We start from the raw sequence: 26040 nt of genomic DNA, 5'->3' as shown, positions 1-26040 counted from the left end.
GGACAGATCGTCTACCCAACCAGCGGCAGGCTCGATTTCCGGTTCAACCAAGACAAGCAACGTGGGTTTTCAAGTTTCTCCGATGCGGCACGCAACGCGCATGCTGGCCCGGTCCCTGACCGGCGCGGCGCTGGTGCTGGCCCTGGCGCAGCCGACGCTGGCGCGCCAGGCGCAGACCGAAGGGCTGGGAACCATTGCAGTGCAGCAGTTGCCCAACGAAGCGCGGCAGACCCTGGAGCGCATCGAAGCCGGCGGCCCGTTCCCGTATGACAAGGACGGCTCGAGATTCGGCAACTACGAACGCATCCTGCCGCAAAAAGAACGCGGTTATTACCGCGAATACACGGTCAAGAGCGCCAGGAGCCGGAACCGGGGAGCCAAGCGGATCGTCTGCGGCGGGGAACAGCGCGCTGCCAACGATTGTTACTACACGGAAGACCACTACAACAGCTTCAAACGGATACTCAAATGATGACTGACATTTTCGGACTGGGCGACGCCCTTGCCGCCCGCGAAGAGCGCGGCGCCGGAGATGGCTGGCAGCGGGCTCAGCAGCAGGCCCAGAACCTATACGACAACGTGCTGATGATGCCGAGCCACGAGCTCATGCAAAAACTCCCGCCCGCGACTGCGCCCGTGGCCATGCCCGCCGGTCCCGGTTGGAACGACGGCACCAGCGAGGGGGCCATGAACCTGTTCAAGACGGTGCGTCCGAACATCGTCCAGTCGATCCGCGCCTTCCGCGTCCCGGAACTGGCCCAGGCGGCGGCCGATCTCGGCCAGCATTTCCTCTATGCCAATTGCGCCCACTGCGCGAGCAAGGCGGAGATCCTGGAAACCATCGCCACCTCGTTCACCTTCCCCAAGCATTTCGGCAAGAATTTCGACGCGCTGGCCGACTGCCTGACCGACATGATCTACAAGGCCGGCCCGCAGCCGGGCTTCGTGATCGTGCTGGAGGGGCTCCCCATCGCGCAGAAGTTCGACAAGGAAGCACGCGAAGTGCTGCTCGACGTGTTCCGCGACGCCGCCGAATTCTGGGGCGAGCGCAAGGTGCAGTTCCGCGTGTTCTACTCGTTCGCCTGAGCGCACTCGTTCCGTTCGACGGCATATCAAGCAAAAAGCCCGCTGATGCGGGCTTTTTGCTTGTCGGGGCAGGGGCTGCGCTTACTCCTGCGCCGGCACATGGCCATGCGGCGTAAGCCGGTCGATCAGCTCCGGCAGGCCTTCGCTCAACTGCGCCGCGACGTCGTCCTGCGACATGCCGGTGCTCTGCGCCAGCGATTGCAGCGCACCCGTGTCGTTCAGCGCATCGCTCAGCGCTGACGGGGTCACCGGCTGGTTGGCGCCGCTGCCGATCCACGAATTGACCTGTTCGCCGAGCCCGGCCTGCGCCAGGATCTGCTGCAGTGCGCCGATGCCGCCGGCGGCCGCGCCCAGCGCCTGGCTGTTGGCTGGCGCGCCGCCCTGGCCGCCCAGCAGGCCGCCGAGCAGCGAGCCCAGGTCGAGCCCGCCGGTAGCGCCGCCCGGTGCGGTGCCGGCAGCGCCGCCGCCGAGCATGCCGCCCAGCAGCCCGCCGAGGCTGCCCAGCCCGCCCAGGCCATCATCGGCGGCGGTGGTGCCGTCGTCTGCGCCGGCCTGGCCGCGGCCGCGCATGGCCAGCGTTGCCAGCAGCCCGAGCGCCATCATCAGCTTGGGGTCGAGCCCGCCGCCCTGGCCGTCGGCTCCGCGCGCGCCGCCGAGTTGTCCGAGCACACCGCCCAGCACGCTATCGAGTAGTCCCATGGTCGACTCCTTTCAGTCAGGGTTGCAACGTGACACCGGGCCGGGGTGGCCCCGTCGTCAGAATCCGCCCAGCAAGGCGTTCAGGGTGGCCAGGCAGGCGAGCCCGGCGGTTTCCGTGCGCAGGATGCGCGGGCCGAGCGACACGCCGGTGAAACCCGCGTGCAGCGCGGCCTGTTCTTCGTCAGGGGCCAGGCCGCCTTCCGGCCCGATCAGCAAGGTGACGCCATCAGCCACCAGCGCCTCGCGCCGTTGTGCGGCCAGCGCCGGCAGCGACTGCGCGGCGCGCGGCGACACCAGCAGCCTGGTGCCGCCGTCGCCGGACTGAGCAACGCGCGCCAGCCACGTATCCAAGTTAGTGACCTCCGCCACTGCCGGCAAACGATTTCGGCCGCATTGCTCGCACGCGGCCTGGACCAGCGCCTGCCAGTGCGCGTGGCGCTTCTGCGCGCGCTCGCCGGACAGGCGCACCACCGAGCGGCTGGCCTGCAGCGGCTGGATCGCGGCGACGCCCAGTTCGACGGCTTTCTCGATCAGCCAGTCCATCTTGTCGCCTCCCGCCAAGCCCTGTGCCAGCGTGATGCGAAAGGGCGGCTCGGCCTCGGCTGCGTCATGCGCGCCGATGCGCGCCAGCGCGTGGCGCTTGCCCAGCTCGACCAGCGTGGCGGCGTGGCTGCCGCCGCGGCCGTCGAACAGGGTGATGGCGTCGCCCGGCGCCAGGCGCAGCACCTGCGCGTGGCGCACCACGGGTTCGGGCAGCGGGAAATCAGACTCGGCGGCCAGCACGGCGTCGGTGCCGCCGACGAAAAATCGAGGTGCCATCAGCTTGCCTGGCCTGCTGCATTGGCCTGGCCGGCCTGCGCCAGCGGCTTGCCGAAGCCCCAGCGATAGCCGTCGGGATCCTCGACCATGCAGTAGCGGTCGCCCCAGAACTGGTCGGCCGGCGCCATCAGGCTGACCGCGCCGGCGTCGACCGCGCGCTGGTGCATGGCGTCGACATCGTCGCAATAGACATAGAAGGTCTGCGGGCATTCCACGCCCAGCGAGCGCGGCGTGCGCGCGGTGCTGCCCCACGCGCCCTCGGGCGCGAACATCACCACCAGCTGGCCCTGGTAATGCATCTCGGCGTGGGTCGGGACGCCGTTCTCGTCGACCACGTTGCCGGGGGTAAAGCCGAAGGCGCGGCCATAGAAGTCCAGCGCGGCGCGCCCGTTGGCGACGGTCAGGTAGGGGGTGAGCCAGGGGGTGTTGGCCGGTCTGGTCATGATCGTCTCCTGGTTGCGGGAAACCCGGCGCGGCGGCGTGCCGCGCGGTGCGAGAGTGCATCTTACGCGTGCCGCGCGACGCTGTCGAAGTGCCGCACGGCGGCGCCGGCAAAGCGGCGGGGTGAAGCATCAGGCATGCCGGGATCCGGATAGTTCCGGCTGCCGCGGCTGTCCTGCGATGATCGCCCGGACTCCGCCACGCAGCGCGACCCGGGTCCGGAAAACCCCCTAGCTTCTGCTAAAATTGCGGTTTTCCTGCCGCCAAGGCTCACGCCGAATCCGCCCGCATGTCCGCCCTTGCCCATCCCGCCACAAGTCCTTTTGCTTCCCAGCCCGCCAAGCTGATGGCCGACGCCATCCGCGTGCTTGCCATGGACGCCGTCCAGCAGGCCAATTCCGGCCACCCCGGTGCGCCGATGGGCATGGCGGACATCGCCGTGGCGCTGTGGGGCCGGCATCTGAAGCACAACCCGGGCAACCCGCAGTGGGCCGACCGCGACCGCTTCGTGCTGTCCAACGGCCACGGCTCGATGCTGATCTACGCGCTGCTGCACCTGACCGGCTACGACCTGCCGATCGAAGAGCTGAAGAACTTCCGTCAGCTGCACAGCAAGACCGCCGGCCACCCGGAATACGGCATCACCCCGGGCGTGGAGACCACCACCGGCCCGCTCGGCCAGGGCATCACCAACGCGGTCGGCATGGCGCTGGCCGAACGACTGCTGGGCGAGGAATTCAACCGCCCCGGCTACGACATCGTCAATCACCACACCTATGTGTTCCTGGGCGACGGCTGCCTGATGGAAGGCATCAGCCACGAGGCCTGCTCGCTGGCCGGCACGCTCAAGCTGAACAAGCTGATTGCGCTGTGGGATGACAACGGCATCTCGATCGACGGCGACGTGGTGCACTGGTTCAACGACGACACCCCGAAGCGCTTCGAAGCCTACGGCTGGAACGTGATCCGCGGCATCGACGGCCATGACGTGACCGCCGTCGACATGGCGATCTCGCAGGCCAAGGCCAGCGACAAGCCGACCCTGATCTGCTGCCGCACCAAGATCGGCAAGGGCGCCCCGAACAAGGAAGGCGGCCACGATGTGCACGGCGCCCCGCTGGGCGGCGCCGAAGTGCTGGCCACGCGCGAGGCGCTGGGCTGGGCCCACGCCCCGTTCGAGGTGCCGGCCGAGGTCTACGACGCCTGGGACGCCAAGGGCAACGGCCAGGCGCTGGAGCGCGCGTGGAATGCGCTGTTCGAATCGTATGCCGAGCGCCACCCGTACGAGGCCGGCGAGTTCACCCGCCGCATGAAGGGCGAGCTGCCGGGTTCGTTCGACGCCGCCGTCGAAGCCTTTATCGCCAAGTGCGAGGAAAAGGCCGAGACCATCGCCACCCGCAAGGCCAGCCAGAACACCATCGAGGCCTTCGGCCCGGTGCTGCCCGAGTTCCTCGGCGGCTCGGCCGACCTGACCGGCTCGAACCTGACCAACTGGTCGGGCAGCCAGGCCGTGCGCGTCGATGCCTGGGGCAACCACATCAACTACGGCGTGCGCGAGTTCGGCATGAGCGCGATCATGAACGGGATCACGCTGCATGGCGGCTACATCCCCTACGGCGCCACCTTCCTGACCTTCTCGGACTACAGCCGCAATGCGCTGCGCATGGCGGCGCTGATGAAGATCCGCACGCTGTTCGTGTTCACCCATGACTCGATCGGCCTGGGCGAGGACGGCCCGACCCACCAGTCGATCGAGCACGTTGCGAGCCTGCGCCTGATCCCCAACATGGACGTCTGGCGCACCGCCGACACCACCGAGACCGCCGTGGCCTGGGCCGAGGCGATCCGCCGCGAGAACGGCCCGAGCTGCCTGATCTTCAGCCGCCAGAACCTGCCGTTCCAGAAGCGCGACGACGCCACCCGCGCCAATATCGCGCGCGGCGGCTATGTGCTGCGCGACAGCGTGAACCCGAAGACCAGGCGCCCGGACGCGGTGATTCTGGCGACCGGCTCGGAAGTCGGCCTGGCCGTCGGCGCCGCCGATGCACTGGCTGCCGAAGGCGTGCACGTGCGCGTGGTATCGGTTCCGGCGACCACCGTGTTCGACAAGCAGGACACCGCCTACAAGGCCAGCGTGCTGCCGGCCGGCGTGCCGCGCGTGGCGGTCGAGGCGGGCGTGACGGACTTCTGGTGGAAGTACCAGGTCCAGGCGGTGGTGGGCATCGACACCTTCGGTGAATCGGCCCCGGCCGGCGTGCTGTTCAAGCACTTCGGCTTTACCGTCGACAACGTGGTCCGTACGGTGAAGGACACCCTTATCTAAGCATCCGGGCGCCTGGGCCGCGCGGTGCGCCGCGCGGCAGACGCGGCGCCCACCGGTTTCAATCGATCCTCAGGAGAGACAGTCATGACCATCAAGATCGGCATCAACGGCTTCGGCCGCATCGGACGCATGGTGTTCCGCGCCGCCGTCGCCAACTTCAAGGACATCGAAGTCGTCGGCATCAACGACCTGCTCGAGCCCGACTACCTGGCCTACATGCTGAAGTACGACTCGGTGCACGGCCGCTTTGACGGCGAAGTGTCGGTCGACGGCAATACCCTGGTCGTCAACGGCAAGAAGATCCGCCTGACCGCGGTCAAGGATCCGGCCGAGCTGAAGTGGGGCGAGATCGGCGCCGACGTGGTGGTCGAGTCGACCGGCATCTTCCTGACCAAGGAAGGCGCGCAGAAGCACATCGACGCGGGCGCCAAGAAGGTGATCATGTCGGCCCCGTCCAAGGACGACACCCCGATGTTCGTGTACGGCGTCAACCACGACACGTACAAGGGCGAGGCGATCATCTCCAACGCCAGTTGCACCACCAACTGCCTGGCGCCGGTGGCCAAGGTGCTGAACGACAAGTGGGGCATCAAGCGCGGCCTGATGACCACCGTGCACGCCGCCACCGCCACGCAGAAGACCGTCGACGGCCCGTCCAACAAGGACTGGCGCGGCGGCCGCGGCATCCTGGAAAACATCATCCCGTCGTCGACCGGCGCCGCCAAGGCCGTGGGCGTGGTGATTCCGCAGCTGAACAAGAAGCTGACCGGCATGTCGTTCCGCGTGCCGACCTCCGACGTGTCGGTGGTCGACCTGACCGTCGAGCTGGAAAAGTCGGCGTCGTACGAAGAGATCTGCGCCGAGATGAAGGCCCAGAGCCAGGGCGCGCTGAAGGGCGTGCTGGGCTACACCGAAGACAAGGTGGTCGCCACCGACTTCCGCGGCGACGCCCGCACCTCGATCTTCGACGCCGAAGCCGGCATCGCGCTGGACGGCACCTTCATCAAGGTCGTGAGCTGGTACGACAACGAGTGGGGCTACTCGAACAAGGTGCTGGAAATGGCCCGCGTAGTGGCCAAGTAATCGGCTGATTCCGCAGCCAGGGGAAACGCGCCTTCGGGCGCGTTTTCGTTTTCCGGGGCAGAGCGCCGGTCTGATGGCGCGACTGAAATAGTTGCGTCAGAAAAGAATGATAAAAATGGAAGCCGGAAGGTAAGGGCTGCCCGCGGGCGAAGTGCTCAGTGCGCCGCCGACAATGTACGCATCTCCAATCAATTGCGTCAAAAACGCGCAATTTTTCAGAGTTATGTCATTGACGGCCGTTTCAGAAATGCCGAATTTGCTTTCCGAGCTTGATTTTTCCTCTTACACTATTAAGACGCTGTTGAAATCTGATGTGCAGCCAGTGCAAGTGGTGGGGCCATCTTAGCTGTGAAAAATCTGACCGGGGGCCTGATCATGGTGAACGTAGACACAAAGCTTTTAGTGATCTTCACCGAGCTGCTGAGCAAGCGTAATGCCACCTACGTGGCCGAAAAGATGCACATGACCGCGCCCGCGGTCTCGCATTCGCTGGGCAGGCTGCGCGAAATCTTTGACGATCCACTCTTTATCCGCGTCCCGCACGGGCTGACGCCGACGCCGCGCGCGCTCGAACTGGGGCCGAAGATCCGCGACATGCTGGATCTGTGGTCGTCCATCAACGAAGGCGACGCAGACAACTTCGATCCGGCCACCGCCACCGGCACGCTCAGCATCGGCTTTGCCGCGGAGTTGGGCGACACGGTGTTCAACCGTTTCGTGCTGCGCATCAAGGCGCTGGCGCCGGACCTGCATATCAAGCTGGTCGAATCCCATTCGTGGGAAACCGATGTCGCGTCGATGCGCGCCAATGAACTCGACCTGGCATTCTCGCCATTCCCGACCCGCCATCCGGAAATCGTCGAGGAAATGGTGACCTCGCTGAACCTGTGGGTGTGCGCGCGCAAGGATCATCCGGTACTGAAGGGCCACTGCACGCTCGAGCAGTACCTGGACTGCGGCCATATCTTCATGGCGCATTCCGGCGGCTCGGGCCGCCCGGCACCTTCACTGATCCCGCTCGACTACGCGCTGCAGCAGCGCGGCCTGAAGCGCAATGCCTCGCTGACGGTACATTCGTGGCGGGCCCAGGCCGAGCTGGCCTCGCAGACGGACATGATCTTCACCGTCAATGCGCTGACCAAGGACATGGCCTGCGAAACCTATGGCCTGAAGGCGTTCCCGCTGCCGGCGGAACTGAATACCACGCTGGGCCTGAACATGTTCTGGCACCGCAGCCGCAACACCCACCCGATGCTGGTGTGGGCGCGCGGCCTGTTCCGCCAGGTGGTGGGCGAGTTCGTCGGCCTGCCGCCGGCGCGCCCGGCACGCGCGGTGACCGAGCAGGACCTGCAGGACCTGCAGGCACGCTGACCCGCGGCGGCAAGCCGCCAACAAAAAACCGGCGCCTGGCGCCGGTTTTTTGTTGCCCGTCTGCGCTCCGGCAAGGGAGCGAGCGGTGCTTATCGTTTGGGTCTGTGGGGACAGTTGGTCTTGGTGCAGTTGCCATACAGCGACAACGCGTGTTCCTGCAGGGTGAAGCCGCGCTCGCGCGCGATGCTTTGCTGGCGCTGCTCGATCTCGGAATCAAAGAATTCCTCGACCCGGCCGCAGTCCAGGCACACCAGGTGGTCGTGGTGCTTGCCTTCGTTGAGTTCGAAGATGGCCTTGCCGGACTCGAAGTTGTTGCGCGACAGCAGGCCGGCCTGTTCGAACTGGGTCAGCACGCGGTAGACGGTGGCCAGGCCGATATCCATATGCTCGTTGAGCAGGATACGGTAGACGTCTTCCGCGCTCAGGTGACGCTGCTCGCTGGTCTGAAAAATTTCAAGAATCTTCAGCCTGGGCACCGTCGCCTTCAGGCCGATATTCTTGAGGTCCGCCGGACTCGGCATGTGGGTGACTCCCTAGAGTACAATGTCTGGATAGTTGAATCATAAGGGTTTTGGCAACAAAAGTCGCTCGCGCCGACGATGTCCGAGGTCGGGATCGCGCGCCAGGCGCAAGTTGCACGCCCATGTGGTTGCGGCGGCAGATGTCATTCACTGGTGTGTTCCAAACGGCGCATTTCGCGCCGTTTTCATGCCCGTGCAGCATCTCTTTGCCGCGTTACTTTTCTTTCCCTCCGGAAGCGAGATCCATGCGTTCTATCCGTTCGTCCGCCATGCGTCCGACGCTGGTTGTCTCCCTGCTGGCCGCGGCCCTGCTGGCCGGCGCCTGCTCGGCCTACGATTCCACCTCGCGCAAGGTAGCCAACGCCATCACGCCGTACCGGATCAACATCGTGCAGGGCAACTTCGTCTCGCGCGAGGCCGCCTCGCAGCTGCGCGAAGGCATGACCCGCGACCAGGTCAAGTTCCTGCTCGGCACGCCGCTGCTGACCGACGTGTTCCATGCCAACCGCTGGGATTATGTGTTCTCGTTCCGCCGCGGCAATACCGCCGTGGTGCAGCAGCGCCGCTACACGGTGTTCTTCGACGGCGACCGCCTGGTCAAGTTTGGCGGCGACGAACTGCCGTCCGAGTATGAGCTGATCGCCGAAATCGACGGCATGAAGAAGGCGCTCAAGGATCAGACGCCGGGCAAGATCTCGACCAGTGCAGCCACGGCGGCGACGGCTCCGGCCGAGCCGCAGACCACGGTCGAGAACTTTGTGCCGCGGCAGGCGCAGCAGCCGGAAGCGGCCGCACAACCGGCCCAGCCCGCCGCCGAGCCGGCGGCCCCGGCCCAGGCCACCGCGCCGGCCGACGCGCCCAAGCCTAGCGCCAACTGATCCATCCGGCGCGCCGGCCGCGGCGCGCTGCCGGTTTTCCGGGCCGGCCAGGCATGGCCGGCTCGTTCCTATTTCGCGCATCGCGCAACTTCCGCTGAGCCAGACACCATGAACATCGCCATCGCAGGCGCATCCGGCCGCATGGGCCGCATGCTGATCGAACAAGTGCTGAACACCGACGGCGTAAAGCTGTCGGGCGCGCTCGACCTGCCGGGCTCGCCGGCGCTGGGCCAGGATGCGGGCCTGCTGCTGGGCCGCAACACCGGCGTGGCGATCACGTCGGACCTGGATGCCGGGCTGGCCGGCGCGGACTGCCTGATCGACTTCACCCGCCCGGAAGGCACGCTGGCGCACCTGGCGGTGGCAAAGCAGAAGGGCATCAAAATGGTGATCGGCACCACCGGCTTCGACGAGGCCGGCAAGGCCGCGCTGGCCGAGGCGGCCAGGTCGATCGGCATCGTCTATGCCGCCAACTTCAGCGTCGGCGTCAATGCCACCTTCAAGCTGCTCGAAGTGGCGGCAAAGCTGCTGTCGACCGGCTACGACATCGAGGTGATCGAGGCCCACCACCGCTTCAAGGTCGACGCCCCGTCGGGCACCGCGCTGAAGATGGGCGAAGTGATCGCAGAGACGCTGGGCCGCGACCTGAAGACCTGCGGCGTGTTCGCCCGCGAAGGCCATACCGGCGAGCGCGATCCCGGTTCGATCGGCTTTGCCACCATCCGCGGCGGCGATATCGTCGGCGACCATACCGTGATGTTCGCCGGCATCGGCGAGCGCATCGAGATCAGCCACAAGTCGTCGACGCGCCAGTCGTATGCCGACGGCGCGGTGCGTTCGGCCCTTTTCCTGGCCGGCAAGCCCAACGGGCTGTTCGACATGCAGGACGTGCTGGGCCTGAAGTAAGGGCGCCCGGGGCGGCCAGCGCTGCCGCCACGGTTATAATCGATTGCTTTAGCATTGCACGCCGGGCGGGCGCCCAGACTGGCGCCGCCGCTTACCTTCGAACCAATCTTCCCGGATGCCGGCAGGCCAGTTGCCGCGCAGACGCTGTCCTGACTGCTGTCCCGACCATGCAAGACAAATATCTTCCTTCCGCCGTTGAACAAGCCGCCCAGCAGCACTGGCAAGCCATCGACGCCTATCGCGTGTCGGAGCATGCAGCCGGGCCCGACGGCAAGGAAAAGCCCAAGTTCTACGCCTGCTCGATGCTGCCGTACCCGTCGGGCAAGCTGCACATGGGCCACGTGCGCAACTACACCATCAACGACGTGATGGCGCGCTACCTGCGCATGAATGGCAACAACGTGCTGATGCCGATGGGCTGGGACGCGTTCGGCATGCCGGCGGAGAACGCCGCGCTGAACAACGGCGTGGCGCCGGCCGCCTGGACCTATGACAACATCGCTTACATGAAGAAGCAGATGCAGTCGATGGGCCTGGCGATCGACTGGTCGCGCGAAGTCGCTACCTGCAGCCCGGACTACTACCGCTGGAACCAGTGGCTGTTCCTGAAGATGCTGGAAAAGGGCATCGCCTACCGCAAGACCGGCACCGTCAACTGGGACCCGGTCGACCAGACCGTGCTCGCCAACGAGCAGGTCATCGACGGCCGCGGCTGGCGCTCGGGCGCGGTGGTGGAAAAGCGCGAGATCCCGATGTACTACCTGCGCATCACCGACTATGCGCAGGAGCTGCTGGGCGACCTGGGCCAGCTGGGCTGGCCCGAGCGCGTCAAGGTAATGCAGCAGAACTGGATCGGCAAGAGCGTGGGCGTGCGCTTTGCCTTCACCCATGACATTCCGGGCGAGGACGGCAAGCCGATCAACGACGGCAAGCTCTACGTCTTCACCACCCGCGCCGACACCATCATGGGCGTGACCTTCTGCGCGGTCGCCGCCGAGCACCCGCTGGCCACGCACGCCGCGCTGAACAACCCCGAACTGGCTGCCTTCATCGACGAATGCAAGCACGGCTCGGTCATGGAAGCCGACATGGCGACCATGGAAAAGAAGGGCATGCCGACCGGCCTGCAGGTGGTACACCCGCTGACCGGCGAGAAGGTGGACGTGTGGGTCGGCAACTACGTGCTGATGAGCTACGGTGACGGCGCGGTGATGGGCGTGCCCGCGCACGACGAGCGCGACTTCGCCTTCGCCAACAAGTACAAGCTGCCGATCAAGCAAGTGATCGACGTCAAGGGCCAGCCGTACTCGACCGACGCCTGGCAGGAATGGTACGGCGACAAGGAACACGGCACCTGCATCCACAGCGGCAAGTACGACGGCCTCGGCTACCAGGCCGCGGTCGAAGCCATCGCGGCCGACCTGGGCGCGCTGGGCCTGGGCGAGAAGAAGACCACCTGGCGCCTGCGCGACTGGGGCATCTCGCGCCAGCGCTACTGGGGCACGCCGATCCCGCTGATCCATTGCGACAGCTGCGGCGTGGTGCCGGTTCCGGAGCAGGACCTGCCGGTGGTGCTGCCCGAAGACCTGGTGCCGGACGGCACCGGCAACCCGCTGGCCAAGGACCCGCGCTTCCTGCAGTGCACCTGCCCGTCGTGCGGCAAGCCCGCGCGCCGCGAGACCGACACGATGGATACCTTCATCGATTCGTGCTGGTACTACATGCGCTATACCTGCCCGGATGCGGCCACCATGGTCGATGCCCGCAACGACTACTGGATGCCGATGGACCAGTACATCGGCGGCATCGAGCACGCGATCCTGCACCTGCTGTACGCGCGCTTCTGGACCAAGGTGATGCGCGACCTGGGCCTGGTCAAGTTCGACGAGCCGTTCACCAACCTGCTGACGCAGGGCATGGTGCTCAACGAGACCTACTACCGCGAAGACGCCGCCGGCAAGAAGACCTGGTACAACCCGGCCGAGGTCGACCTGCGGACCGACGAGCGCGGCCGTCCGGTGGGCGCCACGCTGATCGCCGACGGCCAGCCGGTGGTGATCGGCGGGGTCGAGAAGATGTCGAAGTCCAAGAACAACGGCATCGACCCGCAGGCGCTGATCGACCAGTACGGCGCCGACACCGCGCGCCTGTTCGTGATGTTCGCCGCGCCGCCCGAGCAGCAGCTGGAGTGGAGCGGTTCGGGCGTGGAGGGCGCGTCGCGCTTCCTGCGCCGCGTGTGGAACTACGGCTACGCCAACGCCGCCGCCATCCGCGACGGTGCCGCGGGCACGCCGGGCGCGGACGATGCCGAGCTGCGCCGCGAGATCCACGGCGTGCTCAAGCAGGCCAACTACGACTACCAGCGCATCCAGTACAACACCGTGGTGTCCGCCACCATGAAGATGCTGAACGCGCTGGACGACGCCAAGACCGCGTCGCCGGCCGCGCGCCGCGAGGGCTTCGGCATCCTGCTGCGCGTGCTGTACCCGGTGGTGCCGCATGTCACCCACGTCCTGTGGGAGCAGCTGGGCTATGCCGCCGAGGCCGGCGACCTGCTCGACGCCCCGTGGCCGCAGGTCGATGAAGCCGCGCTGGTGCGCAGCGAGATCGAACTGGTGCTGCAGATCAACGGCAAGGTGCGCGGCAGCATCACCGTGCCCGCCGGCGCCGACCGCGCCGCGATCGAGGCCAGTGCCGCCGCCAGCGACACCGTGGCGAAGTTCGCCGAAGGCAAGGCGCCGAAGAAGATCGTGGTGGTGCCTGGCCGCCTGGTCAACGTGGTGCTTTGACAGCACCGTCCGCCCGCCGGAACCTGACAGAGGAATCGCCAACCATGAAGCGACTGAACCTGGGACGCCGCAAGGTGCTCGCGGCATTGCTGGCAGTGCCGGCCACCGGCCTGCTGGCCGGCTGCGGCTTCCATATGCGCGGCAACTCGGACTTCGCCTTCAAGCGGCTCTACATCGGCATCCCGCCCAACTCGCTGATGGGCGCGGACCTGCGCCGCGCCATCCGCGGCGGCTCGGACACCCAGGTGGTGGCCGACCAGAAAGAGGCCGACGCGCTGCTGGACGTGCTGCAGGACACCCGCACCAAGAGCATCCTGTCGATCACGACCGAGGGCGTGGTGCGTGAATACCGCCTGACCCAGCGCTTCACCTTCCGCCTGCGCGACCCCGCCGGCAAGGAACTGATCGCGCCGTCGCAACTGGTGCTGACGCGCGACCTGACCTACAACGAAGCCAATACGCTGGCCAAGGACTACGAAGAGCAGCAGCTGTACCGCGACATGCAGCGCGACATCGTGCAGCAGCTGATGCGCCGGCTCGCCGCCGTCAAGGCGATCTGAGCGCGCGCGCACAGGCTGACGGCATGCAGCTCAAGCTCGACGGGCTCGACGCGCACCTGCGGCAGGCCAAGGCCAAGGGCCTGGCGCCGCTGTACGTGGTGCATGGCGACGAGCACCTGCTGGTGCTCGAAGCGGTCGACCGCCTGCGCGCGGCGGCGCGCGAGGCCGGCTTCTCCGAACGCGAGGTGCTGGTGGCCGAGCGCGGCTTCCACTGGGGCCGGCTGGTCGAGGCGCAGCAGTCGATGTCGCTGTTCGGCGACCGCAAGATCGTCGAGCTGCGCATTCCCTCCGGCAAGCCCGGCAAGGATGGCGGCGAGGCGCTGCGCGCCGTGGCCGCGCAGCCGTCGCCCGACGTGGTGATGCTGGTGACGCTGCCGCGGCTGGACTTCGCCGCGTCCAAGTCGGCCTGGTTCCAGGCGCTGGAAGGCGCCGGCGTGTCGATCAAGGTCGACAGCGTGGACCGCACCCGCTTGCCGGCGTGGGTCGGCGAACGGCTGGCGCTGCAGCAGCAGCGCGTGCAGTCCGGCGAGCCGGGCCGGCGCGCGCTGCAGTTCATCGCCGACAAGGTCGAGGGCAACCTGCTGGCGGCGCACCAGGAAATCCAGAAGCTGGGCCTGCTGTACCCGCCCGGCGAACTGAGCTTCGACCAGGTCCACGACGCGGTGCTGAACGTGGCCCGCTACGACGTGTTCAAGCTGTCGGAATCGATGCTCTCGGGCGACGTGCCGCGGCTGGTGCGCATGCTCGAAGGCCTGCGCGGCGAGGGCGAGGCCACGGTGCTGGTGCTGTGGGCGCTGACCGAGGAAATTCGCGTATTATCCAAGGTCCGGCAAGGCCTGGCGGCGGGCAAGCCGGCGGGCGTGCTGATGCGCGAGCTGCGCGTCTGGGGCCCGCGCGAGCGGCTGGTGCCGCAGGCCGCGCAGCGCCTGGCGCAGCCCCGGCTGGAAGCGGCACTGGCACTGGCCGCGCGGCTGGACCGCCAGGTCAAGGGCCTGCAGGACCTGCCGCCGCCAGGCAGCGCGCCGCTGCCGGCCGAGCCATGGGACGGCTTGCAGCAGCTGGCGCTGATGATTGCGCGCTAGGGGCAAGCCTCGAAGGTTTGCTCCCCTGGCGGTTTGCTCCCCTCTCCCGCTTGCGGGAGAGGGGCAGGGGGTGAGGGCAGGCGGTGGATCCGGCGATCTCGCCCGTTGATGCACCGGCCCTCTCCCCCAACCCCTCTCCCGCGCGCGGGAGAGGGGAGGAACACACACACTGACGGCCTTCACCCCAGGGCCACCGACATGACCGAGCTCGACCTCAACCCCTACATGGACCGCGTCGGCCGCCAGGCACGCGCGGCGTCGCGCGCGATGGCGCGTGCCTCCACCGCCGACAAGAACCGCGCGCTGCTGACCATCGCCGCGGCGATCCGCCGCGATGCCGAACAGCTCAAGGCCGTCAACGCACGCGACGTCGAACGCGCCCGCGCCAACGGCCAGGACGCGGCCTTCATCGACCGCCTGACGCTGTCGGACAAGGCCATCGCCACCATGGCCGCGGGCCTGGAGCAGATCGCCGCGCTGGCCGACCCGATCGGCGAGATCTCGAACATGAAGTTCCGCCCGACCGGCATCCAGGTGGGCCAGATGCGCGTGCCGCTGGGCGTGATCGGCATCATCTACGAATCGCGCCCCAACGTGACCATCGACGCCGCCGCGCTGTGCCTGAAGTCGGGCAACGCGACCATCCTGCGCGGCGGATCCGAAGCGATCGAATCCAATACCGCGCTGGCCGCGCTGGTGGCCGAGGGCCTGTCGGCGGCCGGCCTGCCGTCCGAAGCCGTGCAGGTGATCGCCACCACCGACCGCGCCGCCGTCGGCCGGCTGATCACCATGACCGAATACGTCGACGTGATCGTGCCGCGCGGCGGCAAGAGCCTGATCGCGCGGCTGATGGAAGAAGCGCGCGTGCCGATGATCAAGCACCTGGACGGCATCTGCCACGTCTATATCGACGCTGACGCAGACCTGGACAAGGCCGTGCGCGTCTGCGACAACGCCAAGACCCAGCGCTACGCGCCGTGCAACACCATGGAGACGCTGCTGGTGTCGCAGGACATCGCCGCCGCCGCGCTGCCGCCGCTGTGCCGCATCTACCAGCAGAAGGGCGTCGAGCTGCGCGTCTGCCCGGCCACCCGCGCCACGCTGGAAGCGGCAGGCTTTACCGGGCTGGTCGATGCCACGGAGGAAGACTGGCGCCTGGAATACCTGGCGCCGATCCTCGCCGTCAAGACCGTGGCCGGACTTGACGAGGCCGTCGCCCATATCAACGAATACGGTTCGCACCATACCGACTCGATCATCACCGAGAACTACTCGGCGGGCATGCGCTTTATCCGCGAGGTCGATTCGGCCAGCGTGATGATCAATGCCTCGACGCGCTTTGCCGATGGCTTCGAGTACGGCCTGGGCGCGGAGATCGGCATTTCCAACGACAAGCTGCACGCACGCGGGCCGGTCGGGCTGGAAGGGCTGACCTCGCTCAAGTACGTGGTGTTCGGGCACGGCGAGATCCGTACCTGACGCTCGCGCGCCAACAACAATAACAACCGTTCTCGAACGTCTGTCTGCCGATGCTCTGGGTCAAAGCGCTGCATATCGTCTTCGTCGTGTCATGGTTCGCCGGCCTGTTCTACCTGCCGCGCATCTTCGTCAACCTGGCGATGGAAACCGATGCCGCCAGCACGCAGCGGCTGCTGCTGATGGCGCGCAAGCTGTTCCGCTTCATGACCATGCTGGCGGTGCCGGCGCTGGTGTTCGGGCTGTGGCTGTACCTGGGTTACGGCATCGGCCGCGGCGCCGGGCAGGGCTGGATGCATGCCAAGCTGGCGCTGGTGCTGGTGCTGATCGGCTACCACCATGGCTGCGGCGTGCTGCTGCGCAAGTTCGAGGCGGGGCGCAATGCGCGCTCGCACAAGTTCTACCGCTGGTTCAACGAGCTGCCGGTGCTGGTGCTGCTGGCGGTGGTGATCCTGGTCGTGGTCAAGCCGTTCTGAGGCTGGCCGCCTTTCGCCTTTACATTGCTGCCTGATTCTGTCGCGGAAACCCACATGAGCAAGCTGGTCGACTACTACCTGACGCCGCAATCGCCGTACGTCTACATGGGCCATGCCCGTTTCAGCGCCATCGCCGCGCGCCACGACGTTCAGGTGAACCTGAAACCGTGCGACCTGGGCAAGGTGTTCTCGGTCTCCGGCGGGGTGCCGCTGGCGCAGCGCCCGCCGCAGCGGCAGGCGTACCGGCTGGTGGAACTGAAGCGCTGGAGCGAATTCCTGAACCTGCCGCTGAACGTGGAACCGGCGTTCTTCCCGGTGTCGGGCGACGCCGCCAGCAAGCTGATCATTGCCACGCAACTGGCGCACGGCACCGCGCGCGCGATGGCGCTGACCGGCGCGATCGGCGCGGCGGTGTGGGCGCAGCAGCGCAATATCGCCGATGCCGCCACGCTGGCGCAGATCGCCGACGAGACCGGCCTGGACGGCGCCGGCCTGCTCAAGGCCAGCGAGGCGCAGTCGGTGCAGGCCGCCTATGCGCAGAACACGCAGGATGCGATCTCGGCCGGCGTGTTCGGCGCGCCGTGGTACGTCTACGACGGCGAGCCGTTCTGGGGCCAGGACCGTCTCGACTTTCTCGAGCGCGCGCTGGCCGCGGCCTGAGCTAAGCTACCGTTAATTCCCCGTCCGCCACGGCGGACGTTTTTGTTTGCAGGAAACCCTCTCATGACCCAAGCCTTCTTTGCCCCTTGCCCGCGCGGCCTGGAGAGCGCGCTCGCCGAAGAACTGCGCGAGATCGCCGCGATGCCGGGCATGGCCGCGCTGGCGCCGTTCGCGGTGCACCAGGAAGTGCCGGGCGGCGTCAATTTCTCGGGCGAGATGGCCGCCGCCTATGCGGTCAACCTGCATTCGCGCATCGCCAGCCGGGTGCTGATGCGCGTGGCGGCGCGCGGCTACCGGCACGAGGACGACATCTACACGCTGGCGCGCAGCGTGCGCTGGGAACAGTGGTTCTCGCCGGACGAGTCGCTGCGCGTGGATATGACGTCGCACAAATCGCCGCTGCGCAGCCTCAACTTCACCGCGCTGCGGGTCAAGGACGGCGTCTGCGATGCCATGCGCGAGCGCGTGGGCGCCCGCCCCAGTGTCGATACCGTCAGCCCGGATGTGCGCATCTATGCCCACCTGACCGAGCGCGACTGCACGCTGTATCTCGATACCACCGGCGAGCCGCTGTTCAAGCGCGGCTGGCGCACCGAGAAGGGCGAGGCGCCGCTGAAGGAAAACCTGGCGGCCGGCATCCTGCGCCTGGCGGGCTGGGTGCCGGGCCAGACCGCGCGGCCGTTCTACGACCCGATGTGCGGCAGCGGCACCTTCCTGGTCGAGGCGGCGCAGGTGGCGCTGGGCATCGCGCCGGGCGGCAGCCGCAGCTTTGCCTTCGAATGGCTCAAGGGCATGGACACCAAGGCCTGGCAGAAGCTGAAGGCGGACGCGCAGCGCGCCCGCATGCTGGCCTCGGCCGATCAGCTGCAGGTGGTGGGTTCCGACATCTCCACCGACATGCTGGCGATCACGCGCGCCAACTGGGAGCGCGCCGGCCTGCCGGGCGAGGCGCGCACCAAGCAGGTCGACGCGCGCTTCGTGCAGCCGCCTTATGACGAACCGGGCCTGCTGCTGATGAATCCCCCGTACGGCGAGCGGATCGCGGTGCGCGGGCAGCGCCGCGCGCCGGAAGACGAGTTGCCGCGCGACGAGGTGGAAGAGGCCGCCGCCAACCAGTTCGCCAGCGCCTTTGCCACCACCCTGAAGCAGCATTTCGCGGGCTGGCAGGCGTGGGTGTTTACCGGCGACCTGGGCTTTCCGCGCCGGCTGCGGCTGAAGGAATCGCGCCGCACGCCGCTCTACAACGGCAATATCGAGTGCCGGCTGTTCCGTTTCGACATGGTGCGCGGCGCCAACCGGGCGCCGCAGGCGGACTGAACCCGGCCAGGCGCCGGGACTGTGGCGTCAGGGGCGCTTGCGCCCCGTCAGCGCGTCCGGATTGCGGCTGAAATCCGCCAGGAAGCTCTGCAGGCTGACCACCGGCTCCTGCAGCATGTGGCGCGGCAGGTCGAACAGCGCGTAGAAGAACTCTTCCCTGCCTTCGCAGCGCTCGGCCGGCAGGCAGTATTGTTCCCAATCGACGCAGGCCGGCGTGTACATGCCGTTGCCGGGCCAGAAGTAGGGCACCAGCCGGCCTTCGCGCAGGCCCTCGATCAGCGCGGCCGGGGCGTCGTAGGCTTCGGCGGACTCCACCTGCGTCATCAGTCCGGCGCGGGTCTCGATCACCATCAGCGTGGCGTGGCCCTGCGCGGTCAGCAGCAGGATGCCGGCCGGGTTGGGGTACAGGTAGTACTCGACAAAGCCGTAGCGCGTGGTCAGCTGGCGCACGCGCTCGGTCATGGCCGGATCGGACAGGAACGAGAACGAATGCCGCGTCAGCAGCTCGCGCAGCGTGCGCGACAGCGTGGCGAAGTACGCCTGCTGCATGGCTTCGATTTCCTGGTCGAGCCGCTCCACCATATTGCTGTCGTGCTTCTTCACGTAGCGGTCGATCAGCCCGTGGTTGAAGCCCTGCACGGCAATGCTCTCGTCGGCGGTGCCGGTCAGCAGGATGGTCTTGCACGGCAGGTCCTGCAGCGCCTGGCAGAATTCCAGGCCGTCCATCTGCGGCATCGAATAGTCGACCACGATCACGCCCGGCTGCAGGAAGCGGTTGACGTCGTGGATCTGGCGGTAGATGCGGTCGATGTCCAGCTGTACCGTGCGCCGCTCGGTCAGGAAGGTCAGGTCGTCGTGCGTGACGCGCACCGGCAGGAAGCCCGGGAAGCGGGTGGCATAGGCTTCGCGGATCCACTGCAGCGCTTCGCGCGGGTCGGTGAAGGTGATCACCCCGCGCGCGGCATCCATCTGGAACGCCAGGCTGTCGATGAAAGACTTGCTGTCATCCACAAGGACAGTCAGGACCGGGTGATGGAAGACCGACAGATTCCTGTCGTGCGGATTGAAGGTCATGGAGCGGCGGGCAGGGGTTGGCACAGGCGTTGGCGCAAGTGGCAAGCCAGCGTGCGTATTCGCAGGCCAGTATAGCGCGCCATGGCTGCCTTGCAAGGCACGCCTTGCGGCCAGGCGGCCTGCGGCGGGCCGCGAGGGGAGGCCGGCCCTTGTTCCGGAAGGGCCGGCGGGCGATGGCCCGCGCCGGGGGGCGCGGGCCGGACCGGCCGGGGGCCTTAGTCGACCGCCTTGAACATGTCCTCGACCACCTTCTTGGCGTCGCCGAACACCATCATGGTCTTGTCCATGTAGAACAGCTCGTTGTCGAGACCCGCGTAGCCGGCGGCCATCGAGCGCTTGTTGACGATGATGGTCTTGGCCTTGTACGCCTCCAGGATCGGCATGCCGGCGATCGGCGACTTGGGATCGTTCTTGGCCGCCGGGTTGACCACGTCGTTGGCGCCCAGCACCAGCACCACGTCGGCCTGGCCGAACTCGCTGTTGATGTCTTCCATCTCGAAGACCTGGTCGTACGGCACCTCGGCCTCGGCCAGCAGCACGTTCATGTGGCCCGGCATGCGGCCCGCCACCGGGTGGATCGCGTACTTCACGGTCACGCCCTTCTCGGACAGCTTCTCGGTCAGTTCCTTCAGCGCATGCTGGGCGCGCGCCACCGCCAGGCCGTAGCCCGGCACGATGATCACGGTCTCGGCGTTGCCCATCAGGAAGGCGGCGTCGTCCGCCGAGCCCGACTTGACGTTGCGCTGCGTTTGCGCGCCGGCCGCCGCGCCTGCCGACGCGTCGCCGCCGAAGCCGCCCAGGATCACGTTGAAGAACGAGCGGTTCATCGCGCGGCACATGATGTACGACAGGATCGCACCGGACGAACCCACCAGCGAGCCGGCGATGATCAGCATCGGGTTGTTCAGCGAGAAGCCGATGCCCGCCGCCGCCCAGCCCGAGTACGAGTTCAGCATCGACACCACCACCGGCATGTCGGCGCCGCCGATCGGGATGATGATCAGCACCCCCAGCACGAAGGCGATCGCCAGCATCACCAGGAACGGCAGCCATTCCTGCGTCATGAAGAACGCGATGCCGAAGCCGACCATGGCCAGCGCCAGCGCCAGGTTCAGCATGTGCTGGCCGGCGAACACCACCGGCGCGCCCTGGAACAGGCGGAACTTGTAGCGCCCGGCCAGCTTGCCGAAGGCGATCACCGAGCCCGAGAACGTGATCGCGCCGACGAAGCAGCCGATAAAGAGCTCGATGCGGTTGCCCAGCGGGATCAGGTGCGAGCCGGCCGGGCTGATGCCGAACGCCGCCGGCTCCGCCACCGCCGCCACCGCGATGAACACCGCTGCGAGACCGATCAGCGAGTGCATCGCCGCGACCAGTTCCGGCATCTTGGTCATCTGCACCTTGCGCGCCACGTAGGCGCCGATGCCGCCGCCCACCACCAGCGCCGCAAAGATCAGCGCCAGCCCCGTGCCCACCGACGACTGGGCCGTGCCCGCCGCGAGGAACTCGTTCTTCAGCTTGATGATCAGCACCAGCGTGGTCACTACCGCGATGGCCATGCCGATCATGCCGAAGGCATTGCCCTTGCGTGCCGAGGCCGGGTGCGACAGCCCCTTGAGCGCCTGGATAAAGCAGACCGAGGCCACCAGGTAGAGCAGGGTGACGAGGTTCATGCTGACAAGGCCCGCCATCACGCGCCCTCCTTGGCCAGTGCCGGCTTGCCCTCGGGCGCCCTGGCCTTCGGTTCCTTCTTCTTGAACATCTCCAGCATGCGCTGGGTGACCAGGAACCCGCCGAACACATTGACCGCCGCCAGCGCCACCGCCAGCGTGCCCATCACGCGCCCGACCCCGCCTTCGGTCAGGCCCGCGGCGAGCATCGCGCCGACGATGATGATGGCCGAGATCGCGTTGGTCACCGCCATCAGCGGCGTATGCAGGGCCGGCGTGACCGTCCAGACCACGTGGTAACCCACGTAGATCGCCAGCACGAAGATGATCAGGTTGATCACCGTGTGGTTCACCATCTCCATCGACTTCTCCTCCGTTGCTTTGAAACCGGGATGCTGCTGTTGCTATGTTGTTTTTGCAGTATTACGGCGGGGCACGCCAACCGGCCGTGGCTCTTGAATTGCCGGTGGCGTGCTCCCTCTCCCGCTTGCGGGAGAGGGTTGGGGAGAGGGCGGGAGCCGCCACGAAGTACAGGCCGTCGCATTTGCCAACGCCGGCCCTCTCCCCCGGCCCCTCTCCCGCAAGCGGGAGAGGGGAGAAAACCCTCAGCGGTCGATGCTCAGACCTTCTTGATTTCCTTGATCCCGTTCTTCTCGTTCACCAGGATCACCTTGGGCTTGTACGTGGCGATTTCCTCGTCGGTCATCGGCGCATAGGTGCAGATGATCAGCTGGTCGCCCAGATGCGCGCGGCGCGCGGCGGCGCCGTTCAGCGAGATCTCGCCGCTGCCGCGCTCGCCCTTGATGATGTAGGTGGAGAAGCGCTCGCCGTTGTTGACGTTGTACAGCTCGATCTTCTCGAACTCCTTCATGTCGGCAGCGTCCAGCAGGTCCTGGTCGATGCCGCACGAACCCTCGTAGTTGAGGTCCGCCTGCGTCACGGTGACGCGGTGGAGCTTGGCGCGGAGCATGATGCGTTGCATGGGTGATACGTCCTTATATATCTGAAGCGAAAGCAGTGGGCGCGCTGCGCCCGTTGGAGTTACGCCGCCTCGCGCACGACCTGGCCGTCCCTGCACATCAGGCAGGCGGCGACGATGTCGTCTTCGAGGTTGAGCGTGAACTGGCCGTCCTTGTCGACGACCAGCTTGAGGAAGTCCAGCACGTTGCGGGCATAGAGCGCCGAGGCGTCGGCCGCGACCATGCTGGCCAGGTTGGTATGTCCGATCAGGATCACGCCGTTGTGGTTGACCACTTCGTCGGCCACCGTCAGCGGGCAGTTGCCGCCCTGCGCGGCGGCCAGGTCGACCACCACCGAGCCGGGCTTCATCTGCGCCACGGTGGCCTCCTGCAGCAGCACCGGCGCCTTGCGCCCCGGAATCAGCGCGGTGGTGATGACGATGTCGGCCTGGATCGCGCGCTGGTGCACCAGTTCTGCCTGGCGCTTCATCCAGTCGGGCGGCATCGGGCGCGCATAGCCGCCCACGCCCTGCGCGATCTCGCGCTCTTCATCGGTCACGAACGGCACGTCGAGGAACTTGGCCCCCAGCGATTCGATCTGCTCCTTGACTGCGGGGCGCACGTCGGAAGCTTCGATCACCGCGCCCAGCCGCTTGGCGGTGGCAATCGCCTGCAGCCCGGCCACGCCGGCGCCCAGGATCAGCACGCGCGCCGCCTTGACGGTGCCGGCGGCGGTCATCAGCATCGGCATGAAGCGCTGGTAGTGGTGCGCGGCCACCAGCACGGCCTTGTAGCCGGCGATATTGGCCTGCGACGACAGCACGTCCATGCTCTGCGCGCGCGTGGTGCGCGGCGCGGCTTCGAGCGCGAAGGCGGTGATGTTGGCGGCGGACATGCGCGCGTTGTTCTCGGCATCGAAGGGATTGAGCATGCCGACCAGCACCGCGCCCGGCTTCATCTGCGCCAGTTCGGCGGCATCGGGCGCGCGCACCTTCAGCACCAGTTGCGCGCCGAGCGCGTCGGCGGCGCTGCCGATAGTGGCGCCGACCGCCTCATACGCGCTGTCGGGCTGGCTGGCACTGAGGCCGGCGCCGGCCTGCACCACCACCTTGTGGCCCTGGGCGACGTATTTCTTGACGGTCTCCGGGGTGGCGGCGACGCGAGTCTCGCCGGCCCGCGTCTCCTGCGGGATGCCGATGTACATCGTCGATTTCTCCTTTAGCTGGCGTCTTGTCTGGTTAGGCGGACCGACGTCTGGCCCGTGTGCGCTGCCGGACCGACCCGGGGGTTTAAGCCGCAGCGCACAATTTTTCCGCAGCTTACAGGAATCTGACATGCAATGGTGACCGGCCGGTCGGCGATTGCCGCGCCCGCCGTCATACCATGCCCGAGTCCGCCGCCGCGCTGCACGATGGGCCCGCAACCGGTAGAATGCGGGATTGCCTAAAAATTGAGCATCATGTCAAGCGATTGGAATGCCAGCGTGACCGTTGCCGCCGTGATCGAACGCGGCGGCCGCTTCCTGCTGGTCGAAGAGGAAACCGCCGACGGGCTGCGCCTGAACCAGCCCGCGGGACACCTGGATCCGGGCGAAAGCCTGATCCGCGCCGTGATCCGCGAAACCCTGGAAGAGACCGCCCACACCTTCGAGCCGCGCGCGCTGCTGGGCTGCTACATGGGCCGTTCGCTGTCGTCGCGCACCGGCGGCGACGTGACCTACGTGCGCTTCGCCTTTACCGGCGACCTGGGCTCGCTCGACGCCGGCCGCCAGCTCGACACCGGCATCGTGCGTACCGTGTGGATGGGCGCCGACGAGCTGCGCGCGTGCCCGGAACGGCACCGTTCGCCGCTGGTGATGGCGTGCGTCGACGACTACCTGGCCGGCAAGCGCTTTGCGCTGGACGCGCTGTACACGCACCCTTCGGTGCTGCAGGCGGGGGCGCAGCCGTGAGCGGTGCCGCAAAGCGTGTCGTGGTGGGGATGTCCGGCGGGGTCGACTCGTCGGTCACCGCGTGGCTGCTCAAGCAGCAGGGCTACGAGGTCATCGGCCTGTTCATGAAGAACTGGGAAGACGATGACGACAGCGAATACTGCTCCACGCGCCAGGACTGGCTCGACGTGGTCTCGGTGGCCGACCTGATCGGCGTCGATGTCGAGGCGGTCAACTTCGCCGCCGAATACAAGGACCGCGTCTTCGCCGACTTCCTGCGCGAATACTCGGCCGGCCGCACGCCGAACCCGGATGTGCTGTGCAATGCCGAGATCAAGTTCAAGGCGTTCCTGGACCATGCCATGTCGCTGGGGGCCGACACCATCGCCACCGGCCACTATGCGCGCGTGCGCCGGAACGCGGCCGGCCGCTTCGAGCTGCTCAAGGCGCTGGACCATACCAAGGACCAGAGCTACTTCCTGCACCGGTTGAACCAGGCGCAGCTGTCGCGCACGCTGTTCCCGCTGGGCGAGATCCCCAAGACGCGGGTGCGCGAGATCGCCGCCGAGATCGGCCTGCCCAACGCGAAGAAGAAGGACTCGACCGGCATCTGCTTTATCGGCGAACGCCCGTTCCGCGACTTCCTGAACCGCTACCTGCCGACCAGGCCGGGGCCGATGAAGACGCCTGAAGGCAAGGTGGTCGGCGAGCATATCGGCCTGGCCTTCTACACGCTGGGCCAGCGCAAGGGCATTGGCCTGGGCGGCAGCCGCGACGGCAACGGCGACGCCTGGTATGTCGCGCGCAAGGACATGGCGAACAATACGCTTTACGTGGTGCAGGGCCACGACCATCCGTGGCTGCTGACGCCGGTGCTGACCGCGTCGGACCTGTCCTGGGTGGCGGGCGAGCCGCCGGCAGTGGGCGCGGCGATGGCGGCCAAGACCCGCTATCGCCAGAGCGATGCGGCGTGCACGGTGCAGGCGGTGGAGGGCGATGCGCTGACGCTGCGGTTTGCCGAGGCGCAGTGGGCGGTGACGCCGGGGCAGTCGGCGGTGCTGTATGACGGGGATGTGTGCCTGGGCGGCGGCATCATCCAGTAAGCGCGATCAGCAAAACACCCGGCGGTTTGCTCCCTCTCCCGCGCGCGGGAGAGGGAGCAAACCATCAGCCGCGCGGCGGCGCCGTATCGATGAACGACTGCCGCTTCGACAGCTTTTCTTCCAGCGCCGCCAGGTTCGGATGGCGTTCGCGCCAGGAGATGTCCGGGAAACGGAAGTCCAGGTAGGACAGCGCGCAGCCCACCGCCACGTCGGCCAGCGAGTAATGCGTGCCGGTGCAGAACGGGCGGTCGGCCAGGCCGTGCGCCATGGCCGCCAGGGCCGCGTCGATCTTGCTGCGCTGGCGCTGTACCCAGCGCTCGCTGCGCTCGTGCGGCTCGCGCTGGGTGGCCTCCAGGCGCACCAGCAGCGCGGCGTCGAGCAGGCCGTCGGCCAGCGCCTCCCAGCAACGCACTTCCAGGCGTTCGCGCCCGCCTTGCGGGATCAGCCGGCTGACCGGCGTCAGCGTGTCGACATATTCGACGATCACGCGCGAATCGAAGATCGCGCCGCCGTCTTCCATCACCAGGCACGGCACCTTGCCCAGCGGGTTGTACTGGCCGATCCGGGTTTGCGGCGACCAGACGTCCTCTTCGATCAGCTGGCACTCGATCTTCTTCTCCGCCATGACCACGCGCACCTTGCGTGCGTACGGACTGGTATGGGACGCATACAGCTTCATGTTCTCCCCTTGAGCTTGTTATGAAGTGCATCGTCGCTCGGTGGCAGCGGCAGCGGCGGGGAGGCAGCGATGGCTTGCCCGATGCACTTCATAACAGGCTACTGGAACGGCGTGCGCGAGTATACCCGCGGCGCATGG

General features: G+C 67.1%; 26 protein-coding genes. 16 read left to right on the top strand and 10 right to left on the bottom strand.

The window, feature by feature from the left end; translation table 11 throughout:
• The first annotated feature begins 100 nt into the window (after positions 1–100).
• Together CBM2594_RS14145 and CBM2594_RS14140 are read left to right on the top strand one after the other, a co-directional pair.
• Complete coding sequence (locus tag CBM2594_RS14145; RefSeq protein WP_115711726.1) at positions 101–472, top strand: ribonuclease domain-containing protein; 372 nt, start codon at positions 101–103, stop codon at positions 470–472.
• A complete protein-coding gene (locus tag CBM2594_RS14140; RefSeq protein ID WP_062801715.1) occupies positions 469–1086 on the top strand; it encodes a barstar family protein in 618 nt (205 codons plus the stop codon). Before CBM2594_RS14145 ends, CBM2594_RS14140 begins: the two co-directional genes overlap by 4 nt.
• An 81-nt stretch (positions 1087–1167) precedes the next feature.
• On the opposite strand, the gene CBM2594_RS14135 is transcribed toward CBM2594_RS14140, so the two are convergent.
• The 3 genes from CBM2594_RS14135 to CBM2594_RS14125 are packed head-to-tail and all read right to left on the bottom strand — an operon-like array spanning position 1168 to position 3047.
• Positions 1168–1785 carry a YidB family protein gene (locus tag CBM2594_RS14135; RefSeq protein ID WP_116357370.1) on the bottom strand — a complete coding sequence of 206 codons (618 nt, stop codon included), beginning with the start codon at positions 1783–1785 and terminating at the stop codon, positions 1168–1170.
• Between the two features lie 57 nt (positions 1786–1842).
• Entirely contained in the window at positions 1843–2604 is a 762-nt protein-coding gene (locus CBM2594_RS14130) for a 16S rRNA (uracil(1498)-N(3))-methyltransferase (RefSeq protein WP_116357369.1), read from the bottom strand.
• A complete protein-coding gene (locus tag CBM2594_RS14125) occupies positions 2604–3047 on the bottom strand; it encodes a VOC family protein (RefSeq protein ID WP_116357368.1) in 444 nt (147 codons plus the stop codon). Before CBM2594_RS14125 ends, CBM2594_RS14130 begins: the two co-directional genes overlap by 1 nt.
• 287 nt (positions 3048–3334) lie before the next feature.
• Here CBM2594_RS14125 and tkt point away from each other — a divergent pair, with 287 nt between their 5' ends.
• From tkt to CBM2594_RS14110, 3 genes are all read left to right on the top strand, one after another.
• Positions 3335–5368: a transketolase gene (gene tkt, locus CBM2594_RS14120; RefSeq protein ID WP_174076844.1), complete on the top strand. Its 2034-nt coding sequence runs from the start codon at positions 3335–3337 to the stop codon at positions 5366–5368.
• A gap of 84 nt (positions 5369–5452) precedes the next feature.
• The gene (gene gap / locus CBM2594_RS14115; RefSeq protein WP_062801710.1) at positions 5453–6451 is read left to right on the top strand and encodes a type I glyceraldehyde-3-phosphate dehydrogenase; all 999 of its coding nucleotides are present in this window, start codon (positions 5453–5455) and stop codon (positions 6449–6451) included.
• Positions 6452–6826: 375 nt separating this feature from the next.
• Positions 6827–7822, top strand: a complete 996-nt coding sequence (locus tag CBM2594_RS14110; protein ID WP_116357789.1) for a LysR family transcriptional regulator — start codon at positions 6827–6829, stop codon at positions 7820–7822.
• Between the two features lie 89 nt (positions 7823–7911).
• Here the strand turns inward: CBM2594_RS14110 and fur are convergent, their stop codons facing one another.
• Entirely contained in the window at positions 7912–8343 is a 432-nt protein-coding gene (fur, locus tag CBM2594_RS14105; RefSeq protein ID WP_012353845.1) for a ferric iron uptake transcriptional regulator, read from the bottom strand.
• Positions 8344–8588: 245 nt separating this feature from the next.
• On the opposite strand from fur, the gene CBM2594_RS14100 reads away from it, so the two are divergent.
• The 9 genes from CBM2594_RS14100 to CBM2594_RS14060 all read left to right on the top strand — a co-directional run bounded on the left by CBM2594_RS14100 (position 8589) and on the right by CBM2594_RS14060 (position 18487).
• Positions 8589–9221 carry an outer membrane protein assembly factor BamE gene (locus CBM2594_RS14100; protein WP_116357366.1) on the top strand — a complete coding sequence of 211 codons (633 nt, stop codon included), beginning with the start codon at positions 8589–8591 and terminating at the stop codon, positions 9219–9221.
• 108 nt (positions 9222–9329) lie between these two features.
• On the top strand, positions 9330–10127 hold the full coding sequence (gene dapB, locus CBM2594_RS14095; protein WP_116357365.1) for a 4-hydroxy-tetrahydrodipicolinate reductase: 798 nt from the start codon (positions 9330–9332) through the stop codon (positions 10125–10127).
• A gap of 167 nt (positions 10128–10294) precedes the next feature.
• The gene (gene leuS, locus CBM2594_RS14090; RefSeq protein WP_116357364.1) at positions 10295–12916 is read left to right on the top strand and encodes a leucine--tRNA ligase; all 2622 of its coding nucleotides are present in this window, start codon (positions 10295–10297) and stop codon (positions 12914–12916) included.
• Between the two features lie 44 nt (positions 12917–12960).
• The gene (locus CBM2594_RS14085) at positions 12961–13476 is read left to right on the top strand and encodes an LPS-assembly lipoprotein LptE (protein ID WP_116357363.1); all 516 of its coding nucleotides are present in this window, start codon (positions 12961–12963) and stop codon (positions 13474–13476) included.
• 23 nt (positions 13477–13499) lie between these two features.
• Positions 13500–14558 (top strand): DNA polymerase III subunit delta, encoded by a 1059-nt coding sequence (gene holA, locus CBM2594_RS14080; protein ID WP_116357362.1) that lies wholly within the window; start codon positions 13500–13502, stop codon positions 14556–14558.
• Between the two features lie 198 nt (positions 14559–14756).
• Positions 14757–16037, top strand: a complete 1281-nt coding sequence (locus CBM2594_RS14075; RefSeq protein WP_116357361.1) for a glutamate-5-semialdehyde dehydrogenase — start codon at positions 14757–14759, stop codon at positions 16035–16037.
• 50 nt (positions 16038–16087) lie between these two features.
• Positions 16088–16510: a CopD family protein gene (locus tag CBM2594_RS14070; RefSeq protein WP_115661204.1), complete on the top strand. Its 423-nt coding sequence runs from the start codon at positions 16088–16090 to the stop codon at positions 16508–16510.
• Between the two features lie 54 nt (positions 16511–16564).
• Entirely contained in the window at positions 16565–17170 is a 606-nt protein-coding gene (locus CBM2594_RS14065; RefSeq protein ID WP_116357360.1) for a 2-hydroxychromene-2-carboxylate isomerase, read from the top strand.
• A 63-nt stretch (positions 17171–17233) separates the two neighbouring features.
• Positions 17234–18487, top strand: a complete 1254-nt coding sequence (locus CBM2594_RS14060) for a THUMP domain-containing class I SAM-dependent RNA methyltransferase (protein WP_116357359.1) — start codon at positions 17234–17236, stop codon at positions 18485–18487.
• 27 nt (positions 18488–18514) lie between these two features.
• On the opposite strand, the gene CBM2594_RS14055 is transcribed toward CBM2594_RS14060, so the two are convergent.
• The 5 genes from CBM2594_RS14055 to CBM2594_RS14035 all read right to left on the bottom strand — a co-directional run bounded on the left by CBM2594_RS14055 (position 18515) and on the right by CBM2594_RS14035 (position 23394).
• Positions 18515–19561 carry a response regulator gene (locus CBM2594_RS14055; RefSeq protein ID WP_116357358.1) on the bottom strand — a complete coding sequence of 349 codons (1047 nt, stop codon included), beginning with the start codon at positions 19559–19561 and terminating at the stop codon, positions 18515–18517.
• A 215-nt stretch (positions 19562–19776) separates the two neighbouring features.
• Positions 19777–21252 carry an NAD(P)(+) transhydrogenase (Re/Si-specific) subunit beta gene (locus tag CBM2594_RS14050; protein WP_116357357.1) on the bottom strand — a complete coding sequence of 492 codons (1476 nt, stop codon included), beginning with the start codon at positions 21250–21252 and terminating at the stop codon, positions 19777–19779.
• Positions 21252–21593: an NAD(P) transhydrogenase subunit alpha gene (locus CBM2594_RS14045; RefSeq protein WP_116337828.1), complete on the bottom strand. Its 342-nt coding sequence runs from the start codon at positions 21591–21593 to the stop codon at positions 21252–21254. The genes CBM2594_RS14050 and CBM2594_RS14045 overlap by 1 nt, the downstream gene beginning before the upstream one ends.
• 257 nt (positions 21594–21850) lie before the next feature.
• Complete coding sequence (panD, locus tag CBM2594_RS14040) at positions 21851–22213, bottom strand: aspartate 1-decarboxylase (protein WP_012353832.1); 363 nt, start codon at positions 22211–22213, stop codon at positions 21851–21853.
• A 59-nt stretch (positions 22214–22272) separates the two neighbouring features.
• Positions 22273–23394 carry a Re/Si-specific NAD(P)(+) transhydrogenase subunit alpha gene (locus CBM2594_RS14035; protein ID WP_116357356.1) on the bottom strand — a complete coding sequence of 374 codons (1122 nt, stop codon included), beginning with the start codon at positions 23392–23394 and terminating at the stop codon, positions 22273–22275.
• A gap of 255 nt (positions 23395–23649) precedes the next feature.
• Between CBM2594_RS14035 and CBM2594_RS14030 the strand changes: the two genes are divergently transcribed.
• Both CBM2594_RS14030 and mnmA read left to right on the top strand, forming a co-directional pair.
• Positions 23650–24141: an NUDIX hydrolase gene (locus CBM2594_RS14030; RefSeq protein ID WP_174076838.1), complete on the top strand. Its 492-nt coding sequence runs from the start codon at positions 23650–23652 to the stop codon at positions 24139–24141.
• Positions 24138–25223, top strand: coding sequence for a tRNA 2-thiouridine(34) synthase MnmA (gene mnmA / locus CBM2594_RS14025; protein WP_116357355.1), 1086 nt, complete (start codon positions 24138–24140; stop codon positions 25221–25223). The genes CBM2594_RS14030 and mnmA overlap by 4 nt, the downstream gene beginning before the upstream one ends.
• A 64-nt stretch (positions 25224–25287) precedes the next feature.
• On the opposite strand, the gene CBM2594_RS14020 is transcribed toward mnmA, so the two are convergent.
• A complete protein-coding gene (locus CBM2594_RS14020) occupies positions 25288–25902 on the bottom strand; it encodes a glutathione S-transferase C-terminal domain-containing protein (protein ID WP_116357354.1) in 615 nt (204 codons plus the stop codon).
• Positions 25903–26040: the final 138 nt, after the last annotated feature.

The sequence above is a fragment of the Cupriavidus taiwanensis genome, from assembly GCF_900249755.1.
Classification (GTDB): Bacteria; Pseudomonadota; Gammaproteobacteria; order Burkholderiales; family Burkholderiaceae; genus Cupriavidus; species Cupriavidus taiwanensis_D.
The sequence above is the reverse complement of the archived record's forward strand: the minus strand, read 5'-3'. Positions and strand labels throughout refer to the sequence as shown.

What these genes read in the sequence shown, in the direction of transcription:
- CBM2594_RS14045 (WP_116337828.1), bottom strand. Translation starts at nt 21,593, where the DNA reads ATGGAGATGGTGAACCACACGGTGATCAACCTGATCATCTTCGTGCTG.
- CBM2594_RS14100 (WP_116357366.1), top strand. Translation starts at nt 8,589, where the DNA reads ATGCGTTCTATCCGTTCGTCCGCCATGCGTCCGACGCTGGTTGTCTCC.
- tkt (WP_174076844.1), top strand. Translation starts at nt 3,335, where the DNA reads ATGTCCGCCCTTGCCCATCCCGCCACAAGTCCTTTTGCTTCCCAGCCC.
- panD (WP_012353832.1), bottom strand. Translation starts at nt 22,213, where the DNA reads ATGCAACGCATCATGCTCCGCGCCAAGCTCCACCGCGTCACCGTGACG.
- CBM2594_RS14125 (WP_116357368.1), bottom strand. Translation starts at nt 3,047, where the DNA reads ATGACCAGACCGGCCAACACCCCCTGGCTCACCCCCTACCTGACCGTC.
- CBM2594_RS14030 (WP_174076838.1), top strand. Translation starts at nt 23,650, where the DNA reads ATGTCAAGCGATTGGAATGCCAGCGTGACCGTTGCCGCCGTGATCGAA.
- CBM2594_RS14085 (WP_116357363.1), top strand. Translation starts at nt 12,961, where the DNA reads ATGAAGCGACTGAACCTGGGACGCCGCAAGGTGCTCGCGGCATTGCTG.
- leuS (WP_116357364.1), top strand. Translation starts at nt 10,295, where the DNA reads ATGCAAGACAAATATCTTCCTTCCGCCGTTGAACAAGCCGCCCAGCAG.
- holA (WP_116357362.1), top strand. Translation starts at nt 13,500, where the DNA reads ATGCAGCTCAAGCTCGACGGGCTCGACGCGCACCTGCGGCAGGCCAAG.
- CBM2594_RS14060 (WP_116357359.1), top strand. Translation starts at nt 17,234, where the DNA reads ATGACCCAAGCCTTCTTTGCCCCTTGCCCGCGCGGCCTGGAGAGCGCG.
- CBM2594_RS14140 (WP_062801715.1), top strand. Translation starts at nt 469, where the DNA reads ATGATGACTGACATTTTCGGACTGGGCGACGCCCTTGCCGCCCGCGAA.
- CBM2594_RS14135 (WP_116357370.1), bottom strand. Translation starts at nt 1,785, where the DNA reads ATGGGACTACTCGATAGCGTGCTGGGCGGTGTGCTCGGACAACTCGGC.
- gap (WP_062801710.1), top strand. Translation starts at nt 5,453, where the DNA reads ATGACCATCAAGATCGGCATCAACGGCTTCGGCCGCATCGGACGCATG.
- CBM2594_RS14035 (WP_116357356.1), bottom strand. Translation starts at nt 23,394, where the DNA reads ATGTACATCGGCATCCCGCAGGAGACGCGGGCCGGCGAGACTCGCGTC.
- CBM2594_RS14075 (WP_116357361.1), top strand. Translation starts at nt 14,757, where the DNA reads ATGACCGAGCTCGACCTCAACCCCTACATGGACCGCGTCGGCCGCCAG.
- fur (WP_012353845.1), bottom strand. Translation starts at nt 8,343, where the DNA reads ATGCCGAGTCCGGCGGACCTCAAGAATATCGGCCTGAAGGCGACGGTG.
- CBM2594_RS14055 (WP_116357358.1), bottom strand. Translation starts at nt 19,561, where the DNA reads ATGACCTTCAATCCGCACGACAGGAATCTGTCGGTCTTCCATCACCCG.
- CBM2594_RS14110 (WP_116357789.1), top strand. Translation starts at nt 6,827, where the DNA reads ATGGTGAACGTAGACACAAAGCTTTTAGTGATCTTCACCGAGCTGCTG.
- dapB (WP_116357365.1), top strand. Translation starts at nt 9,330, where the DNA reads ATGAACATCGCCATCGCAGGCGCATCCGGCCGCATGGGCCGCATGCTG.
- CBM2594_RS14130 (WP_116357369.1), bottom strand. Translation starts at nt 2,604, where the DNA reads ATGGCACCTCGATTTTTCGTCGGCGGCACCGACGCCGTGCTGGCCGCC.
- CBM2594_RS14065 (WP_116357360.1), top strand. Translation starts at nt 16,565, where the DNA reads ATGAGCAAGCTGGTCGACTACTACCTGACGCCGCAATCGCCGTACGTC.
- CBM2594_RS14050 (WP_116357357.1), bottom strand. Translation starts at nt 21,252, where the DNA reads ATGGCGGGCCTTGTCAGCATGAACCTCGTCACCCTGCTCTACCTGGTG.
- CBM2594_RS14020 (WP_116357354.1), bottom strand. Translation starts at nt 25,902, where the DNA reads ATGAAGCTGTATGCGTCCCATACCAGTCCGTACGCACGCAAGGTGCGC.
- CBM2594_RS14145 (WP_115711726.1), top strand. Translation starts at nt 101, where the DNA reads ATGCTGGCCCGGTCCCTGACCGGCGCGGCGCTGGTGCTGGCCCTGGCG.
- CBM2594_RS14070 (WP_115661204.1), top strand. Translation starts at nt 16,088, where the DNA reads ATGCTCTGGGTCAAAGCGCTGCATATCGTCTTCGTCGTGTCATGGTTC.